Here is a 17846-nt window from a genome sequence, read left to right on the forward strand (position 1 = left end):
TTATTTTCCTTTTGCAAATTGGATTTTATTTACATACTCAAATGTAACAGGAATATGTTTTTTCTTTGGAAGATTTGAAGCAACTTTGTTGAATACATCTTGAAAATCACTAAATAGATAGTTTGCCATAGATCCTGGAATTGAGTTTATCTCATTTAAATAAACTTTATCATCAACAACAAAAAAATCACATCTGATTATTGAGCCTTCAAAAAGTGTATTATAAAGTCTTTTGAAGCTCTCTTTTATTTCACTATTTAATTTTTCCCCTAAATCAACCTCTTTTGCTTTTGAAGTTCTTGAAAAATCAAGATATTTTTTATCAAAATCCAAGAATTCTGCTTTTTGTGGCTCTTCTATAATAGATAAAATAAACTCCCCATTTACTTTTGTTCCTGCAAGATTGTACTCTTTAACTCCACTAATAAATGGTTCAATAATAATAGCATCATCAAATTCAAAAGCTACATCTTTTGCATAATCTAACTCTTCTTGATTTTTTACAATAGCAACACCAATTGAACTTCCCAATTTAACTGGTTTTAAAATAACTGGAAACATATCAACTTTTATCTCATCATTTTTTGTAAAATATTTGTAATCAAGAGTATTTACTCCAACACTTGCAGCATAACCTTTTGTGATAAATTTATTTGAACTAACAACACAAGCTTCTGTTCGTGGAGATATATAAGGAATATTATAAAAATCTAAAACTGAAGCTATAACACCATCTTCACCATCTCCACCGTGAGATAGATTTAAAACTAAATCATAATCAATATTTTGTTTACTTCTTAAAAAACCAGACTCTTTATAAAAACCTTTCATTTTAAAATGAACTTTTGGACACTTTTTGTACTCTTTACTAGAAAATAGTTTTGAGTTGATTTTAAAAGTTGGAATTTCAAAAATCTCTCTATTTTCATCAATATAAAAATATATTAAATCATCTTTTAAAACATCTTTCATAGCAATTGAGCTTACTATTGAAATTTCGTGTTCAAAACTTAATCCACCAAAAAGTATAGCTATTTTCATTATAAATTTTTCCTTTTTATTTTTGTAATTTTTTAAGTGCTTCTCGCACTAATTCTGCTGTTGTTGTACTTGTACAAGATTTTAAAATACTTGATACTAAATCTTTTTTGAAACCTAAAGACTCTAAAGCTAGAGCTGCTTCAAGGTTTATTGATGTTAATTCATCACCATTTTCACCATCAACAATAAAGCCACTAAGCTCAACCAAAATCCTACTAGCACCTTTTGGTCCAATCCCTGGAACTCTTTTTAACATATTTATATCATGGCTTGTAACAATTTGAGCAAAAGAGCTTGGAGTAAAAGTTGAACAAATAGCAAGTGCTACTTTTGGCCCAACACCATTTATTTTTATAACTGTATCAAACAATTTTTTTTCATTGCTATCTAAAAAGCCATATAAATTGTGTGCATCTTCTCTTATAATTTCTGTAATTTCCAACTTCACTTCATCAGAAATAATTTTTGAACTACAGTTTAATGAGACAAAAACTTCATAAATAACTCCATTGACATTTAATTGAAGTACTGTAGGTTCTTTTTTTACAATTTTTCCTATTAATCCGATAATCATTTAAAACTCTTTATCAATTTTTTTTATAAATTTAATAATTTTTTTGTATAAATTAATATTCAATAAATAACTTTCATTATATAATAATTCCGCTTAAACATTATAAGGAAGAGATATGTTAGAAATAATAACGAAAAAAATAAGTAACAAAATCATTTTTGCTTTATTTATTTTAATGTTTATAAGTAGCATAACTATAGTTTATTCTACTACTACTAAAGTTACGAAAGACTCAATTGCAAATGCAAAAGATAGTCTTGAGATGTTGAATGCTTCAATTTTTCAAACACTAAGAAATACTATGAATACAGGTGATCCTGAGTTAATAGCAAAAGCTGAAAATGAAGCAAGAGAGATTAAAGGTGTAAAAAATTTAACTGTTGCAAAAGGAAGACCTTTGATGGAGCTATATGAGAGCAAAACTCCATACACAACAGATAAAGAAGTTTTAAAAAGCTTTGATACAAAAGAGAACCAAATAATCCAATCAAATGAGAGTGGTGACCATACAATTAGAATGATAAAACCTATGATTGCAACAGCCGAATGTATGGCTTGTCATGCAAATCAAGAGGTTGGTGATGTTATTGGAGTTATGGATTTAACATTTTCTCTTGCTGAAACAGATGCAAAAATTTCATCTTTATTAAAAGAGATCTCGTTTATCTCTCTTGTTTTAGGTCTTATTACTATTTCTTTAATATTTTTTGTTGTAAGAAGAGCTACAAATCCAATCGAAAACCTAAAAAATGGATTTGAAAATCTACTTCATTCAAATGACACAAATATTCAATTAGAAGTAACTTCAAAAGATGAAATAGGAGAAGTTGCAAACTTATTTAACTCTTATATGAATAAAGTAAGAGATGGTTTAAAACAAGATGCAATTGTAATAGAAGAGGCTAATGATATTATAGAAAAAACTTCAAATGGATTTTTTGTTTATAAAGTAAATAGTACAGCCTCAAATCATCATGTGGAAGATTTGAAAAATAAACTAAATGTTATGATTGAAAAGACAAAAGAGACTTTGGACAAAATAAATATCACTTTGAGAAACTACTCTGAATCAAAATATGATTATATTATGGATGACAAAGGAATTCATGGGAATTTAGGCTCACTTGTTGCTGGGATTAAACTTGTAGGAAATAATACTTCTGAGATATTAGCTATGATTATGAATACTGGAAACTCTTTAAAAAATAGTACTCAAACACTTTCTAGTGCTTCAAATAATCTAGCAACATCTTCAAACTCTCAAGCTGCTTCACTAGAACAAACAGCTGCTGCTTTAGAAGAGATAACAGGAACAATCCAAGCAAACACAGTTGCTACAACACAAATGGCTAATCTTGCTCAAAAACTAAATCTTTCCGCAAAAAAAGGTGAAAGCCTAGCAAATGAGACTGCAAAATCAATGGATGATATTTTTAAAGAGGTAAACTCAATAAATGAAGCAATAGAGGTAATTGACCAAATTGCATTCCAAACAAATATTCTAAGTCTAAATGCAGCAGTTGAAGCAGCAACAGCTGGTGAAGCTGGAAAAGGTTTTGCTGTTGTTGCTGGTGAAGTTAGAAACCTTGCAAATAGAAGTGCTGAAGCTGCTAGGGAGATTAAAGCTATTGTTGAAAAAGCAGGACAAAAAGCAAAAAGTGGGAAAGATATTTCAAATAATATGATAGAAGGATTTAATGATTTAAATCAAAATATTTCAAATACAATTTCTACAATTGATAATGTGGCAAGAGCTTCAAAAGAGCAAGAAAGAGGAATTATGCAGATAAATGATGCTGTAAATTTACTTGACCAATCCACACAGAAAAATGCTCAAGTTTCAGATGAAATTTCACAAATGGCAAATGAAATAGCTCTTATGTCAAACTCTCTTGTAACAGCTGCTGCTAGAGCCTCTTTTTTGGAAGATAGCTTAAATAAAGTTTGTGATGTCGATTTAGTTTATGATACAGCACTTTTAAAAGTAAAACTTTTAGCACAAAAAGATGAAGTTTACTCAAAACTTTCAAACCAAAATGATTTCAAAATTGTAGAGAACAATGATATAAATGAGTGGTTAAAAGAGTTACAAAACTCTGGTAAACACATAGATTTAGAACTAGTAGAAAAGATAAAACAGCAAAATAAAAATTTCTTTGATGATTTGGAAAATTTAGTAAAATTAAATTCATCTAAAGCAACAAATAATATCCTAAATCAAAAAGCAAAAGAGATAGAAGAAAACTCTTTAAAACTTTTTGAAAACCTAAATGAGATAAAAAGGGTTGCTTGTAAATAGTCTTGAAAGTATAAGAACTAGGATTTTATTCTAGTTTTTATAAAAATAGCCCTTTATTTTTCAATTAAATTTTTAGCATTTTTACTTGTTATTACTTGTTTTCCAGTTTTTGCTTCTAATTCAGCTCTTGCAACTTTTGCTACATTTCCACCTTGAACTGCAACTTTTTTGCTCTCATCAAAATCTTTTGGATTTATGGCTTTACTTATATCTTTTGTAGAAGCTTCAGCCAACATATTTAAAATAAGCTCCGTATTTGTCATATTATCTCTTAAGTTCTCTTTTTTTAGACCTTTTAAGATTTTATACTCTTTTGTAGTTTTATCTGCCCAAGTTTTTGTGATAATATCAGTAAGTGTCGCAAATTCTTCTTCTTGCTTCACTCCAACTCTTTGCCACTCATCTGCTAGTTCTTTTCTTATTTCTATACTTTTTAATCTTTGATTTATCCAATTTTGACTATATCCCAGCTCCAAATATTGTTTTAAAGCTCTATCAATACTTAATTCTGGGTCGCTCATCTCATCTAATCGCTCTTTTGCAATTGAAGCTAACCAAAGTTTAAAAGGCTCTGCCTTTGGAGATGGAATAGATTGTATAAGTCGAAATAGTTGCTCTGTATTTGCAACATCAGTTTTATAGTATTTTCCATCAGATGATTTCATTTTCAGTTGTCCGATTTTTTCGGACAACTCACTTCCCTCTAGTTCTAACTTCCTTTTTAAGTCACTCCAATATTTTCTAGGTCTTGGACTATCCGTTAAAATCTCTATTACATCAACAATTGAGATATACCATTTTTCACTATCTTCATCCCAAAGGGTTCGCACTTTTTTATCTTCAAAAATTTTTATACTATCATTTGATTTCATATTACTCTCCTTTATTAAAATACAAAATAATAGCAAAAAAATTTAATAATATATAAAAATATAACAAATTGTAATTCTTTTTTATATTTTAAAGTGCATTTCTTAAAATAATCTCTAAATCATCTTTTTTTATCTCATCTTGAAATGATAGATTTTCTATAATTTCTGCAATACTGTTTTCATCTAAATCAAACTGTTTTAGTTTTGTTGGTGTTCCTATTTTATTAAACCAGTTTTCAAGTGCCAAAATCCCTTCTATTGCACTATTTTTTCCAAAAACCTCTTTTGCAAATCTTATAAATTGTGCTTCATTTTGTTTATAATACCACTTTGCCCAAGCAGGAATTACAACACTAAGCCCTGCTCCGTGAGGTACATTGTAAAGTGCTGAAAGTGAATGTTCTATCATATGATTTGGAAAAGAAAAATCGCTTAATCCAACTGTTGTTGTCTCATTTAGTGCATTTGTAGCAGCCCATGCAAACTCTGCTCTTGTATCAAAATCACTAGGGTTTTCTAGTAAAATCTCTGTTGTTTCTATTACAGTTTTTATAATAGCTTCAACATAACGGCTATTATATTTTGGGTGATTTTTTGCTGTAAAATATCCTTCAATACAGTGTGCAATAATATCAGCTGCTGAATAAACTAAATAATCTTTGCTTACACTTTTTTGAAGTTCTGGATTTATAACAGATAGTTTTGGATAGATTAAAGGCGACCAAATTGAGTCTTTTTTCTGTAGTTCTTCATTTGTAACAACAGCATATCCATTCATCTCACTTCCTGTTGCTGCAAGAGTTATAATATCAAAAATAGGAAGTGCTTTTGTGATTTTCTCTTTTTGAGTAAAAAAATCCCAAACATCACAAGTTGCCAAAGCTCCAACAGCGATTGTTTTTGAACTATCTAAAACAGAACCTCCACCAACACTTAAAATGGCTTCCGCTTTTTGCTCTTTTGCTACTTTTATAGCATCTTTAATGGTACTTAAAATTGGATTGCTTATAACTCCACCAAAACTTATAAATTCAATATTATGCTCTTTTAAACTTTTTGTTACATCATCAAAAAGCCCATCTTTTTTTATTCGTTCACTTCCATAAACTATTAAAACTTTTTTTACACCAAATTCACTTATATATTTTCCAATATTTTTCTCTTTATCTTTTCCAAACTCTATTTTTGTTGGATTATAAAAACTAAAATTTTGCATTTTGCTCCTTTATTTTAATCTTGCAATTTTATCTATATTTTCTTTTATTAATTCATAATAGCTTATATAAATTATAATCTTGTATAATTGAAGCTTTAAAAATAAGGAAAAATTAAAATGCAATATAACTTTGATGAAATAACAAATAGAATAGGAACAAATAGTTCAAAATGGGACACTACAAAAGCTAGTGTTTTGCCTATGTGGGTTGCTGATATGGATTTTAAAGTAGCACCAAATATTATAGAAAATATTATGCAAACAGCAAATCATGGGATTTTTGGATATACAGTAATTCCAAATGAGTATTTTGAAGCTGAGATAAATTGGAGTAAAAGAAGATTTAATTTTGATATAAATAAAGAGTGGATAGAACCAACAAATGGAGTGATTCCAAGTCTTAGTTCAATTGTGCAAACTTTTTGCGAAAAAGGAGACAAAGTTTTAATACAAAGCCCTGTTTATCACTATTTTGATATAGCTATAAAACAAAATGATATAGAGATTGTAAGAAACCATCTAATCTATGAAAACGGAATTTATAGTATAGATTTTGCTGATTTTGAAGAAAAAGTAAAAGATGAAAAAGTGAAGCTTTTCATACTTTGTAATCCTCACAATCCTGTAGGAAGAGCTTGGAGCAAAGAGGAACTTGAAAAAATGGGAAAATTATGTCTAAAACATAATGTTTTGGTAATTAGTGATGAGATTCATAGAGATTTAATACTAAATGGCTTTTCTCACACAGCATTTGGCTCTATATCTGAAGATTTTTTACAAAATTCAATTACTCTTACATCTGCAACAAAAAGCTTTAATATTGCAGGGCTTAAAGCTTCAAATATTATTGTGGCAAACCAAAACTTAAGAGTAAAACTAAACAAAGTTTTAGGAAGAAATGAGATAAAAAAGCTAAATATTTTTGGAATAAACTCTACAATAACTGCTTATAACTCTTGTGAAGATTGGCTAGATGAACTTATAAGTTATCTTGAAAGCAACAAAAAACTTGTAGAAGATTTTATAAAAAATGAACTAAAAGAGTTAAAAGTGGTAAATCTTGAAGCAACTTATCTTATGTGGATTGATATTTCAAGCTTAAATATAAGCTCAGCAGAGTTTACAAAAATTCTTGAAGATTTTGCAAAACTAAGAGTGATTTCTGGAATTACTTTTGGAAAAGATGGGGATAATTTTATAAGAGTAAATATTGCAACTCCTAAAGAACTTTTAAAAGATGCTTTAAAAAGACTAAAAAGTGGAGTTTTACAGACCAATAAATGCAGGGACTGAAGTCCCTGTTCCGAAAATGTTGAAATTGGATTTTATCCCTGTTTCCTACTCATATCTTAAAGCTTCGATAGGATTTAACCTTGCAGCTTTTCTTGCAGGAAAATATCCAAAAACAACCCCAATTAAAGTAGAAAAAACAAAAGATATTAAAATAATCTGTTCATTTAAAATAAATGGCAATTGCATCATAGTTACAACACCATAACCAATTCCAAGCCCAAGAAAAATTCCAATAATTCCACCCCAAGTTGATAATACTATTGCTTCAACCAAAAACTGCATTAAAACCTCTTTTTCCATAGCTCCAATTGCAAGTCTTGTTCCAATTTCTCTTGTTCTTTCAGTTACAGAAACTAGCATAATATTCATAATTCCAATCCCACCAACAAGCAAAGAAATAGCAGCAATAGAACCCAATAAATATGTAAGCATTTTTGTTGTACTTGTCATAGTTTCCAAAATATCTTGCATATCTCTAATATAAAAATTATCAGGTTCTCCAATTTTTACAGCTCTTCTTTCTTGCATTAAAGAAGTAATATCTGTTTTTGCATCTTCTATATATTTCTCTTGTGTAATTGAAATAATTATAGATGAAATATCTTTTTTACCCAAAATTTGTCGTTGAAACATATTTACAGGAATTAAAACAATCTCATCTTGGTCATTTCCAAAAGCTGCTGCTCCTTTTGAGCTTAAAACACCTATTACATTACAAGATAAATTTTTTAGCCTAATATTTGCACCAATTGGATTTTCATCTACAAAAAGTTGCTTTTGAATCGTTGTTCCAATTATACAAGATGATCTTCCACTAGCAATTTCACTCTCTTCAAATAATCTTCCCTCTTGTAAAGCCCAATCTTTAATGATAAAGTAATCATTATCTGTTCCAACTACACTTGCAGTGTGGCTTTTGTTTCCATATACAATATTCATTCTTGATGAGCCTTCAGATGTAGCTGCTTTTATATTTGCAACTTCATTTTTAATAGCCACTATATCTTCATTTTTAAATGGTTTTGCACTATTATCCTCTCTTGGAACTCCTCTTCTTTCTTGACCAACTATAAGTATTAGCATATTACTTCCAAGTTTTGTAATACTATCTTTTACACTTTGTGTTGTTCCATCTCCAATCATAACCATAGCAATAACAGAAGCTACACCTATTACTATTCCTAAAATTGTAAGAATAGATCTTAAAATATTTCTTCTTATCTCTTTTATTGCTATTAAAAAGGCATTTGATAACATTATTTATATCCTTTTTTCAAACTATCTTCTATATTTCCATCTCTAAAATATATTATTCTATTAGCATATTTAGCCATATCCTCTTCGTGAGTTACCATAACAATAGTTATATTTGACTCTTCATTTAAATTTTTTAAAAGCTCCATAATCTCAACACTTTTAATACTATCAAGATTTCCAGTTGGTTCATCTGCAAGAAGCACTAAAGGATTTGTTACAATTGCTCTTGCAATTGCCACTCTTTGTTGCTGACCTCCTGAAAGTTCAGCAGGAGTATTTTTAATAACACTTCCAAGACCAACTTTATTTAAAGCCTCAATAGCCAAAATTTCTCGCTCTTTTGCTGGAATTTTTCTATATATCAAAGGAAGTTCAACATTTTCTAAAGCGGAAGTTCTACCAAGTAGATTAAATCCTTGAAAAACAAAACCTAAATAGTTTCTTCTTAAAAGTGCCATTTGATCTCTATTTAGCTTCTCAACATTTATTCCATTAAACAAATACTCTCCACTTGTTGGCTTATCCAAACAACCTATCATATTCATAGATGTAGATTTTCCACTTCCACTAGCTCCCATAATAGCAACAAATTCGCCCTCATAAATCTTTAAATCTACACCGTTTAAAGCATGAGTGATATTTTGACCACTTCCATAGCTTTTTACAATATTTTTAAACTCTATGATAGTTTTTCTATTTTCCATCACTGCTCTTTTGTGAAATTATTACCAAATCACCAATTTTTAAATCTTTTGACTCAATAGCAGATGATTTTCCATCTGTATCTAACACCTTAACCATAACTCTTTTTGGCTCTCCATTTTCTAAAATAAATATAGGAGATAACTCTCTTTTACTTAAATCTCTTGTAGCATTTGCAGGTCTATTCATATTTGGACCAGTAAAACTCATAGGTCCACCTTTAGATGCTTCTTGAACTTTTGGCTTAAATCTTAAAGCACTATTTGGAATTAAGATATTATCTTTGCTATCTTTTGTAACAATTTTTGCTGTAGCTGTCATACCTGGTTTTAAAAGTAAGTTTTCATTATTAACCTCAACAACAGTTTCATAAGTGATTACTCCATTTGAATCAATAGGATTTAATCTTACTTGTTTTATCTTTCCATTAAAAACTTTATTAGGATATGCATCAACTGTAAATGTTACTGGCAAATCTTTTTTAATATCTGAAACATCAGCTTCATCAATACTTACAATTAAATCCATATTTGTTAAATCTTTTGCCAAAGTAAATAGTTTTGGAGCAGACATAGTTGCAGCTAAAGTCTGCCCTATTTCAACCTCTCTATTTAAAACAATTCCGTCAATACTTGATTTTACACTAGCTTTTTCAAGATTTTGTCTATCTGTTTTTAGATTTGATTCACTTTGTAAAACTTTTGCTTTTGTAGCTTCAAGTGAAGCAACTGCTGCTTCATAAGAGAATCTTGTATCATCAAGTTCATTTTTAGATGGATATTTTCCATTTGAGTCATTAAACATCTTTAAAGTTCTATCATATAAAAGTTTTTTATTTTTTACATTTACTTCACTCTCTTTTTGATTTGCTCTTGATATTGCTAAAGCTGCAATTGAGCTATCTACTTGAGATTGAAGTTTTACAGTATCAAGTGTTGCTAAAACTTGCCCTACTTTTACCTCATCATTAAAATCTACATAAATCTCTTTAATTGTTCCACTTACTTCAATTCCAATTTCTACACTATTTGTTGGATTTAAGTTTCCTGTTGCACTTACAATTACACTCAAATCTCCTTTTTCAACAGCTTTTGTAACATACTCTATCTTTGTAGATTTGTTTTCTGTTGTAAACATTTTAATAGCAAATCCAATAGCAACTAAAACTATTAGTAAAACAATAATCAGATATTTTTTACTACTTCCTTTGCTCTCATATTTTTTTAAATCATCTCTTAAATCGCTCATAAACCTAACCCTTAGCCTTTTATTTTAAAATATAGTTTTGCATATTGTTGAACAATACTTATATCATTTAACAAAATATCAAAATCATTTATTAATTTTGTATTTTCCAAAATCTCTAAATCATAAGTTGATGTCATTCCTGATTCATTTGATATTTTATTTGCACTTATTAGCTCTTCATAAAGCTCAATATTTTTTCTTATTGTCTCATTTTGCTTAAAATATGTATCAAGTTTTGTTAAAGTTTGCTCATAATCATAAGCTGTCTCATTTTTTAAATCATTTAAATAAGCTCTTTGTTTTAAAACTTCCAATTTTGACTCTTCAAGCTTTGATGTTTTATTATAGTCAAATAAAGGCATACTTAAAGTAAGTCCAACATTTGCACTTGCATCATCTTTATTTGTATCTTTGATTGTTCTATTAAAACTCTCATCACTATTAGAATAACTAGCATTTGTTGAAAGAGCAACTTTTGGTAGATATTCAGTTTTTTTCTTTTTATAATCTGTATTTAACATATCAATTTTTGCATCTTCTTGCATAAGTGCTAGATTTTTATTCAAAAAATCCTCTTTACTTATCTCTTTAAAATCCATAATCTCAATCTCATCATACTTTAAATCAGTATATTTTGCTAACTCTTGCTCTTTCTCTTTCAAAGAGTTTTCCAAAGATATTTTCTCTTTTAAAATTAGGTTTTTACTCATAATTGCATTATTTAGCTCAATAATATCAACTTTTCCTGCATCATATTGGATTTTTTTAATAATCTGCTCTATATCTTTATTTACAACTCTAATATCATTTTGTGTCATCTCTAATTTTAATTTCTTAATCTCAAGTAAAGTATTGTAAATTGAGTATAAAATTTGATAGTTTTGATTCTCCCAAGATAATAAATCATATTTTAATTTATCTTTAGCATAATCTATTTTAAACTCTATTCCACCTGATTCAAAAATAGATTGAGTAAATCCAATTTTTGCATTTTTACCAAAATTACCATTTTTATTATTATCAAAACTGTGAGTTGTAGTCAAACCTGAACTAAAATCAAGAGTTCCTATCCAATCATTTCTTAAACTCTCATACTTTGTCTCTATAGATTTCTTATCCAAATCTCTATACTCTTTTTTATCTTTTTGCAAAATATCCAAATTATTTGGATTTGCTAAAGCAAAAGAGCAGAAAATCGAGTAAATTATTATTTTTTTCAATCTCTTCCTTTGTCTTTTCTAATTTCAGAATCTTATCTTCTCTAATTTAACAATATTTTAACAAAATTAATATTTTTTTGACCTTTAAGATAATTATTATTAATATTGTAATAAAATGCCAAAAAATTAAACAAAGGATTGTATTTATGGGAGATATAGAAACACTAAAGCATTTAGTTGATTATGGAGTTATTACTCTTCTGATATTAATGAGTTTTGTTGCTGTTTTCTTTTTTATTGAAAGAGTAATATTTTATAGAAAAATAGATTTAAAATCTTACAAAACAAAAAAGGCTTTAGATGTTGCACTTACAAAACACCTTACAATTATTGGAACAATAGCCTCAAATTCTCCATATATAGGACTTTTAGGAACTGTTTTAGCCATTATGCTTACTTTTATGACAATGGGAAGTGGCGAGATTGATGCAGCAAAAATTATGGAAAGTTTAGCACTAGCCTTAAAAGCAACTGCTGTTGGTCTTGTTGTTGCTATCATTTCTATGGTTATGTATAATATTTTAGGAAGATCAGCTGAAGTTTTGGAGGGTGATTATGAAGCTACAGAAATATGATTCAATAAATGTAATCCCATTTATTGATGTATTACTTGTACTTTTAGCAATAGTTTTACTAACTTCAACATTTATTACACGAGGAATTATTCCAGTTGCTCTACCTAGTTCTACTAGTGCTGAGCAACTAAAACCAGATAAAGAGATTATAATTGTAATCAATGAAAAAGGAGAGCTTTTTTTAGAAGAGACTCCAATAATAATTGAAGAGTTAGAGAAACAAATTTTATTAAAATCAGCAGAAACACCTGTACATATTCACACAGATAAAAATACAAAATTTGAGTCATTTGTAAACATACTTGATATGTTAAAGAAAAATTCATATGCAAATATTTCAATAGTAACAAAGAAGTAAACAATGAGTAGATATAAAAGCTCTTTCTTAATCACAAGTACAACTTATGCAATAGTAGGTTTTTTAACATTTTTTGTATTTGCAAATGCTTTTACTATACCTGAACCACAAAAAGATGTTACAACAATCTCTTTGGCAATGGTTGAATTGACTCAAGCACCACCTCCAATGCCTACACCACCAGAACCAACACCACCTGAACCAGAACCAGTTGTTGAAAAACCAACTCCTGTAAAAGTACCAGATAAGCCTAAAAAACCTAAACCAAAAAAAGAGAAGCCAATAGAAAAACCAGTTGAAAAGGTTGTTGAAAAAGTAGTTGAAGCACCTATCGTACCTGTAGAAAAATTCTCAGAAAACACTGCACCAATTCAACCAAATATACCTATTGCTGAAGCTCCTACAAAGAGAAATATAAGCTCTGAACAAGCAAAAAACTTAAGAGATGCTTATTTAGCAAGAGTAAAAGCAAAAGTTGAAAAACATAAGGTATATCCAAAAGCAGCAAAAAGATTACATCAAACAGGAACAGTTGAAGTTAATTTTGATGTACATAAAAAAGGTAATGTTAAAAATGTAAGAATAGCTAAACACTCTAAATTTGAGAAATTAGATGAAGCAACAATGGAGTTATTAATTAGCATTGCTACATTTGAGCCAATTCCTGATGAGCTAGATGATGAGTTAAAAAATAAAGAAGTTTGGAATATTACTATTCCTATAGTTTATCAAATTCATTAATAAAAAGTGTAAGGTTTTAAACCTTACACTTTTTTTATATCTTAAATTATATTAAGCTTTCCATTTTGGTTTTTCTTCTAGTTTTTTCTCATTTTCTACTAAAATAACAACATATTTACAAGACCAAATAATCAAAGTAACTACCAATAAAAGTGCAGTAATATCAACTAATAACATATAATTTAAATTAAAATTTGAACTAATAGATGCAAAAATTCTAATCAAAGTTAAAATCTGAACTGCAATAAAAATAGTTACTGCAAATTTTGTAGTTTGAATTTTTCTTCCTGAGTGTCCCAGGATTACTCTTGTACCAAATCCTATTAGAACAGTTACAAAATATCCTAAAGCTAAAGTGTGAAGTACTGCTTTTTCAAAGAAGAATTCTGGATTTACAAATACCATAACTCCTTGAATTATTGAGATAAAAAAAGCAAAAGGTATCCAAAAAAGTCCTAAATGTAAAACCCAAACTATTGGGGGCATTGAAAGTGTTGGAAGTTTCCACCTAAAAAGTTCTTTTAAAACAAATATAAATAGTGGAATATCAGCTATTAAATTTAATTTTGGATTTTCAAAACTAAGCAAAAACACTTTTAAAACCAATAATAAGCAGATAACTTCAAGTAGCTTTGAACTTTTATTTATAATATATTCAGGTTTCATAACTCTTGTAAAAAATGGAATCATTCTTTGAGAAATTGTAAAAATAATCATAAATAAAAATAGGTAAAAACCACTATTTATTGCAACTCTTGAAACCAAATATGAAGAAGAGAAATCAAATTCTGAAACAATAAATAATAGATGAGATACAAGTCCTGCTGCAAATGATATTAAAACCCATTTTGTATCATTTTTATCTTGCATAATACTTTTTTTATGAATACTATATAGAAGTTTAAAACTTAAAATTTGTGCAAAAAGCATTAAAACTTGAAAAAGTATTGTAAGCTTTGTATAGAAAATCAAAGATAAAAAAATACCTATACTAGATATAAAATATAGGAAAAACTGGTTCATATAATCTTTTACTTCTATTTCACTCTGCATTAAGAATTTTGGAAAAACTACAAATAAGAATCCTAAAAAGAACTGAATAAAAACAACGAAAATTAAGCTATAAGCATGATAAGTTAAAACTGTACTATCAAGATTTAAAGTACTTGAGTAAGCCAAAAAAAACAAAATCATAAATAGAGCAAAAAATAAAACTCCATTTGTAAAAAATGGTTGATGTGGTTGGGATGAAAATTTTTTATACCATAAATTCATAAAATCTCCTAAAAATTTTTAGAAGATTTTATCTTTATTTTACTAATTTTTTATTGACTTTAAGCAAGTATATATTGATTTTTAGGCTATTTTATAGTTTTCCTAACTCTTCACAAGCCTTTTCATTATTCAAAGAACAAGCCTTAGAAAAATAGCTTTTTGCAAGACTTTTATTTACAGTAAAAAATCTACCATCTAAATAAGCAACTCCTAGATTATAACAAGCATTTGAATATCCTAAATTACAAGATTTTTCATATAAATTAACAGCCTTTAAAGGTGATAACTCAACTCCCTCTTCATTATAATATTTATATGCCAAATTATAACAAGCTCTTCCGTGATCAAGATTACAAGCTTTTGTAAGAAGTTCAACATTTTTGAAATTATCCTGCTCTTTTTCATAAATTCCTGCTAAATTATAACAAGCACTAGAGTTCCCATTTTCACAAGCATTGTTATAAAGTCCTATTGCTCTATTTAAATCTTTTTCTACACCCAAAGCTTTTTCACTCATATATGCTAAATTAAAACAAGCTTGTTGATGCCCCTCTTGACAAGCTTTATCGAAAAGTTCATAAGCTTTTGTATAATTTTTTGCAATATGCTTATCATCAAAATACATAATAGCTAAATTATAACAACCAGCAAAAGCACCTTTATCACAAGCATTTTTAAAAATATTTGCCGCTTCTAGGACATTTCCTTTTTCAAGTTCGATATATCCATCTTCTACCAATGAAGCATTAGAAAATGAGAAACTTAGCATTAAAATAAACAGAGTTTTAATTATTTTTTGCATAATTTATCCTTTTATTCAAATTTCAACAATATTACAACTTTTTGATTAATATTAGGTAAAGAGAGAATTTTAGGCAAGAAATCTTGCCTAAAATTTATTAGTTTTTAGTGGCAAGATCCACAACAAGAAGTTGAACTAGCTTCAGTTGCAGCTGCTAAAACAGCTGAATAATTTGGCTCATCTGTAATTTCAGGAACAATCTCTTTATATGTAATTTTTCCAGATGGATTTACTATAAAAATTGCTCTTGCAGTTAATCCTGCTAATGGTCCATTTGCTTGAAGAACACCATAAGATTTTGCAAAAGCTTTTGCTCTAAAATCTGAAGCAACTTTTAAATTTGATATTCCTTCAGTTGTACAGAATCTTTTCATTGCAAATGGTAAATCCATAGATACAACTACAACTTCTGTATGTCCTAATTTAGCTGCTTCCTCATTAAATTTTCTAGCTTCAGCTGCACAAACACCTGTATCTAAAGATGGAACTGCTAAAATAATTTGAGCTTTCCCTTGTTGCCCACCAATTTGAACATCACTTAAATCAGCACCTACACCATTTACAACTGGTGCAATATCTCCTACATTTAATTCTGTTCCACTTAAATTTACATCTACTTCACCATGAAATTTTACTGTTGCCATATTTTTCCTTTGTTTTTAAATTAAATCTCAAAATTATATTTTAAATAGGATAAAGTTTGTCTTAATTTAATAAGCTAATACTACTCTCATTTAAAATTATTTTTTTCTCTTCCAAAAGCTTTGTTAAAGTTGCTTTATATGCTTTTTTACTCATTGCAAAAACTTTTTTTATATCTTCAACATCACTTTTATATGTGAAATTCATTGTTCCACCATTTGCTTTTAAAATATCTAAAATCTTGTTTGTATCGATTTTTTGTCCTATTTTTTGTAAAGAAATATCTAGTTTACTATCATCTCTAAGATTTTTTATATAGGCTCTTTTTTTATCTCCTATTTTTAAATTTTCAAAAATTTCAGAGTGAAAAATCATACCTTCATAAAGATTATTTACAATAACTTTAAATCCTAAAGGAGTTTTTGAGTATAAAATAATCTCAACTTCATCACCTTGTTTTAAATTTTTTGGTTCACTACTTAAAATAAATTTCTCACTTGCAATTAATCTATTTGTTTTAGTATCAAACTGCATTTGTAAAACTTTGTAATTTCCTACAAAAAAAGTACTGCTTTTTTGTCTATTTTTTGGTACAAGCAAATCTTTTGCTAAACCAATATCTACAAAATATCCAAATTTTGCACTATCAACTATTTTTAAACTTGCAAATTCATTTAAATATAAATATGGCTTTAGTGTAGTTGCAACTAATCTATCTTCACTATCTGTGTAGATAAAAACATCAACTAAACTATCTATATTCATCTCTTTTTTTACATATATATTTGGTAATAAAACTTCTGTTTCATCTCCACTTATTAAATATATCCCTGGTTGGCTAACTCTTGATACTTTTAGGGTATTTACAACACCTTGTTTGATATATTTATCTAATTTTCTATTTTCATTTTTCATCTGGTTTTTCCGTCTCTTTTCTTATTTTTTTAATATTTTTACAAGCCCTAAAGCAACAACACTAACTATAATTATACTAGCTCCTGAACTTATATCATACATATAAGATATATAAAGCCCAAGAAGTGTGAATATTGTAGCTAAAATTGAGCTAATTATCATCATTGTTGATAATCTATTTGAAAATGCTTCAGCCATATAAGTTGGAATTGTAAGAAGTGCAATAACCAAAATAAGTCCAACAGCTTTAATAGCTGCAACCACACAAAGTGCAGATAAAATAAGAATTAAAGTATAAAAGAACTTTACATTTATTCCTCTAAGTCCTGCAAATTCGCTATCATAAGATACTGCTAAGATTTGCTTATAAAAAAACAGAACTATAAAAACAATAAACAGATCAAGCAAACTCATATAAAGTAAATCAGCACTTGAAACTGCAATTATACTTCCAAACAAATAGCTCATCAAATCTACATTATATCCAGGGCTTAAATCTATTAAAACTATTCCAATAGCCATTCCACTAGCCCACATCATACCAATAATAGCATCTATTCTACTTTTGTTTTTTAGAGTTATAATTGCTATTAAAATGGCTGTTATTATAGAAAAAATTGTAGCTCCAAAAAGTACTGGAATTCCTAAATAAATAGCCATTCCAATTCCACCATAAGCACTATGTGCTATTCCCCCTGTTAGAAATGTAATCTTATTTACTACAACTAAACTTCCAATTATTCCAGCTGCAATAGAGATTAAAATCCCAGTTAAGATAGCATTTTGTATAAAATCATATTGAAGTATTTCAATCAT

The 17846-nt window shown here is 28.2% G+C and carries 18 protein-coding genes; 5 read left to right on the top strand and 13 right to left on the bottom strand.

Going from position 1 to position 17846, the window contains the following annotated elements; translation table 11 throughout:
- Entirely contained in the window at positions 1-1041 is a 1041-nt protein-coding gene (locus tag IQC44_RS05345) for a D-alanine--D-alanine ligase (protein WP_198305313.1), read from the bottom strand.
- Positions 1042-1057: 16 nt separating this feature from the next.
- Entirely contained in the window at positions 1058-1615 is a 558-nt protein-coding gene (gene ruvA, locus IQC44_RS05350) for a Holliday junction branch migration protein RuvA (RefSeq protein ID WP_198305314.1), read from the bottom strand.
- Positions 1616-1730: 115 nt separating this feature from the next.
- Here ruvA and IQC44_RS05355 point away from each other — a divergent pair, with 115 nt between their 5' ends.
- Entirely contained in the window at positions 1731-3914 is a 2184-nt protein-coding gene (locus IQC44_RS05355) for a methyl-accepting chemotaxis protein (protein ID WP_198305315.1), read from the top strand.
- A 53-nt stretch (positions 3915-3967) separates the two neighbouring features.
- Here IQC44_RS05355 and IQC44_RS05360 read toward each other — a convergent pair whose 3' ends face one another.
- Both IQC44_RS05360 and IQC44_RS05365 read right to left on the bottom strand, forming a co-directional pair.
- Positions 3968-4786, bottom strand: a complete 819-nt coding sequence (locus IQC44_RS05360; RefSeq protein ID WP_198305316.1) for a BRO-N domain-containing protein — start codon at positions 4784-4786, stop codon at positions 3968-3970.
- An 88-nt stretch (positions 4787-4874) separates the two neighbouring features.
- Positions 4875-6002 (bottom strand): iron-containing alcohol dehydrogenase, encoded by a 1128-nt coding sequence (locus IQC44_RS05365; RefSeq protein ID WP_198305317.1) that lies wholly within the window; start codon positions 6000-6002, stop codon positions 4875-4877.
- Between the two features lie 117 nt (positions 6003-6119).
- Here IQC44_RS05365 and IQC44_RS05370 point away from each other — a divergent pair, with 117 nt between their 5' ends.
- Complete coding sequence (locus tag IQC44_RS05370; protein ID WP_198305318.1) at positions 6120-7295, top strand: MalY/PatB family protein; 1176 nt, start codon at positions 6120-6122, stop codon at positions 7293-7295.
- A gap of 45 nt (positions 7296-7340) precedes the next feature.
- Here the strand turns inward: IQC44_RS05370 and IQC44_RS05375 are convergent, their stop codons facing one another.
- Genes IQC44_RS05375 through IQC44_RS05390 form a run of 4 tightly spaced genes read right to left on the bottom strand, consistent with a single transcriptional unit; the run spans position 7341 to position 11722 of the window.
- On the bottom strand, positions 7341-8552 hold the full coding sequence (locus IQC44_RS05375; protein WP_198305319.1) for an ABC transporter permease: 1212 nt from the start codon (positions 8550-8552) through the stop codon (positions 7341-7343).
- Entirely contained in the window at positions 8552-9256 is a 705-nt protein-coding gene (locus IQC44_RS05380; protein WP_228286260.1) for an ABC transporter ATP-binding protein, read from the bottom strand. Before IQC44_RS05380 ends, IQC44_RS05375 begins: the two co-directional genes overlap by 1 nt.
- Positions 9246-10502 (bottom strand): efflux RND transporter periplasmic adaptor subunit, encoded by a 1257-nt coding sequence (locus IQC44_RS05385; RefSeq protein ID WP_198305320.1) that lies wholly within the window; start codon positions 10500-10502, stop codon positions 9246-9248. The genes IQC44_RS05380 and IQC44_RS05385 overlap by 11 nt, the downstream gene beginning before the upstream one ends.
- Before the next feature lie 11 nt (positions 10503-10513).
- Positions 10514-11722, bottom strand: a complete 1209-nt coding sequence (locus tag IQC44_RS05390; protein WP_198305321.1) for a TolC family protein — start codon at positions 11720-11722, stop codon at positions 10514-10516.
- Between the two features lie 146 nt (positions 11723-11868).
- Between IQC44_RS05390 and exbB the strand changes: the two genes are divergently transcribed.
- The 3 genes from exbB to IQC44_RS05405 are packed head-to-tail and all read left to right on the top strand — an operon-like array spanning position 11869 to position 13396.
- Positions 11869-12297 carry a TonB-system energizer ExbB gene (gene exbB / locus IQC44_RS05395; protein ID WP_198305322.1) on the top strand — a complete coding sequence of 143 codons (429 nt, stop codon included), beginning with the start codon at positions 11869-11871 and terminating at the stop codon, positions 12295-12297.
- On the top strand, positions 12278-12655 hold the full coding sequence (gene exbD, locus IQC44_RS05400) for a TonB system transport protein ExbD (protein ID WP_198305323.1): 378 nt from the start codon (positions 12278-12280) through the stop codon (positions 12653-12655). The genes exbB and exbD overlap by 20 nt, the downstream gene beginning before the upstream one ends.
- A gap of 3 nt (positions 12656-12658) precedes the next feature.
- Positions 12659-13396, top strand: a complete 738-nt coding sequence (locus tag IQC44_RS05405; RefSeq protein WP_198305324.1) for an energy transducer TonB — start codon at positions 12659-12661, stop codon at positions 13394-13396.
- A gap of 51 nt (positions 13397-13447) precedes the next feature.
- On the opposite strand, the gene IQC44_RS05410 is transcribed toward IQC44_RS05405, so the two are convergent.
- The 5 genes from IQC44_RS05410 to IQC44_RS05430 form a co-directional block, all read right to left on the bottom strand.
- Positions 13448-14671, bottom strand: a complete 1224-nt coding sequence (locus IQC44_RS05410; RefSeq protein WP_198305325.1) for an NnrS family protein — start codon at positions 14669-14671, stop codon at positions 13448-13450.
- Positions 14672-14762: 91 nt separating this feature from the next.
- The gene (locus IQC44_RS05415) at positions 14763-15473 is read right to left on the bottom strand and encodes a tetratricopeptide repeat protein (protein WP_198305326.1); all 711 of its coding nucleotides are present in this window, start codon (positions 15471-15473) and stop codon (positions 14763-14765) included.
- Positions 15474-15577: 104 nt separating this feature from the next.
- A complete protein-coding gene (gene prx-suh / locus IQC44_RS05420) occupies positions 15578-16117 on the bottom strand; it encodes a thiol peroxidase Prx-SUH (protein ID WP_198305327.1) in 540 nt (179 codons plus the stop codon).
- 61 nt (positions 16118-16178) lie between these two features.
- The gene (locus tag IQC44_RS05425; RefSeq protein ID WP_198305328.1) at positions 16179-17030 is read right to left on the bottom strand and encodes a CvfB family protein; all 852 of its coding nucleotides are present in this window, start codon (positions 17028-17030) and stop codon (positions 16179-16181) included.
- Positions 17031-17051: 21 nt separating this feature from the next.
- Positions 17052-17846, bottom strand: a complete 795-nt coding sequence (locus IQC44_RS05430; RefSeq protein WP_198305329.1) for a metal ABC transporter permease — start codon at positions 17844-17846, stop codon at positions 17052-17054.

It is taken from the genome of Arcobacter vandammei (genome assembly GCF_016106035.1).
Taxonomy (GTDB): Bacteria; Campylobacterota; Campylobacteria; order Campylobacterales; family Arcobacteraceae; genus Aliarcobacter; species Aliarcobacter vandammei.

Excerpts from the sequence above, each read along its gene's own strand:
- IQC44_RS05345 (WP_198305313.1), bottom strand. The coding sequence starts at position 1,041 with ATGAAAATAGCTATACTTTTTGGTGGATTAAGTTTTGAACACGAAATT.
- IQC44_RS05355 (WP_198305315.1), top strand. The coding sequence starts at position 1,731 with ATGTTAGAAATAATAACGAAAAAAATAAGTAACAAAATCATTTTTGCT.
- IQC44_RS05380 (WP_228286260.1), bottom strand. The coding sequence starts at position 9,256 with ATGGAAAATAGAAAAACTATCATAGAGTTTAAAAATATTGTAAAAAGC.
- IQC44_RS05405 (WP_198305324.1), top strand. The coding sequence starts at position 12,659 with ATGAGTAGATATAAAAGCTCTTTCTTAATCACAAGTACAACTTATGCA.
- prx-suh (WP_198305327.1), bottom strand. The coding sequence starts at position 16,117 with ATGGCAACAGTAAAATTTCATGGTGAAGTAGATGTAAATTTAAGTGGA.
- ruvA (WP_198305314.1), bottom strand. The coding sequence starts at position 1,615 with ATGATTATCGGATTAATAGGAAAAATTGTAAAAAAAGAACCTACAGTA.
- IQC44_RS05370 (WP_198305318.1), top strand. The coding sequence starts at position 6,120 with ATGCAATATAACTTTGATGAAATAACAAATAGAATAGGAACAAATAGT.
- exbB (WP_198305322.1), top strand. The coding sequence starts at position 11,869 with ATGGGAGATATAGAAACACTAAAGCATTTAGTTGATTATGGAGTTATT.
- IQC44_RS05430 (WP_198305329.1), bottom strand. The coding sequence starts at position 17,846 with ATGATTGAAATACTTCAATATGATTTTATACAAAATGCTATCTTAACT.
- IQC44_RS05425 (WP_198305328.1), bottom strand. The coding sequence starts at position 17,030 with ATGAAAAATGAAAATAGAAAATTAGATAAATATATCAAACAAGGTGTT.
- IQC44_RS05415 (WP_198305326.1), bottom strand. The coding sequence starts at position 15,473 with ATGCAAAAAATAATTAAAACTCTGTTTATTTTAATGCTAAGTTTCTCA.
- IQC44_RS05365 (WP_198305317.1), bottom strand. The coding sequence starts at position 6,002 with ATGCAAAATTTTAGTTTTTATAATCCAACAAAAATAGAGTTTGGAAAA.
- exbD (WP_198305323.1), top strand. The coding sequence starts at position 12,278 with ATGAAGCTACAGAAATATGATTCAATAAATGTAATCCCATTTATTGAT.
- IQC44_RS05385 (WP_198305320.1), bottom strand. The coding sequence starts at position 10,502 with ATGAGCGATTTAAGAGATGATTTAAAAAAATATGAGAGCAAAGGAAGT.
- IQC44_RS05360 (WP_198305316.1), bottom strand. The coding sequence starts at position 4,786 with ATGAAATCAAATGATAGTATAAAAATTTTTGAAGATAAAAAAGTGCGA.
- IQC44_RS05410 (WP_198305325.1), bottom strand. The coding sequence starts at position 14,671 with ATGAATTTATGGTATAAAAAATTTTCATCCCAACCACATCAACCATTT.
- IQC44_RS05375 (WP_198305319.1), bottom strand. The coding sequence starts at position 8,552 with ATGTTATCAAATGCCTTTTTAATAGCAATAAAAGAGATAAGAAGAAAT.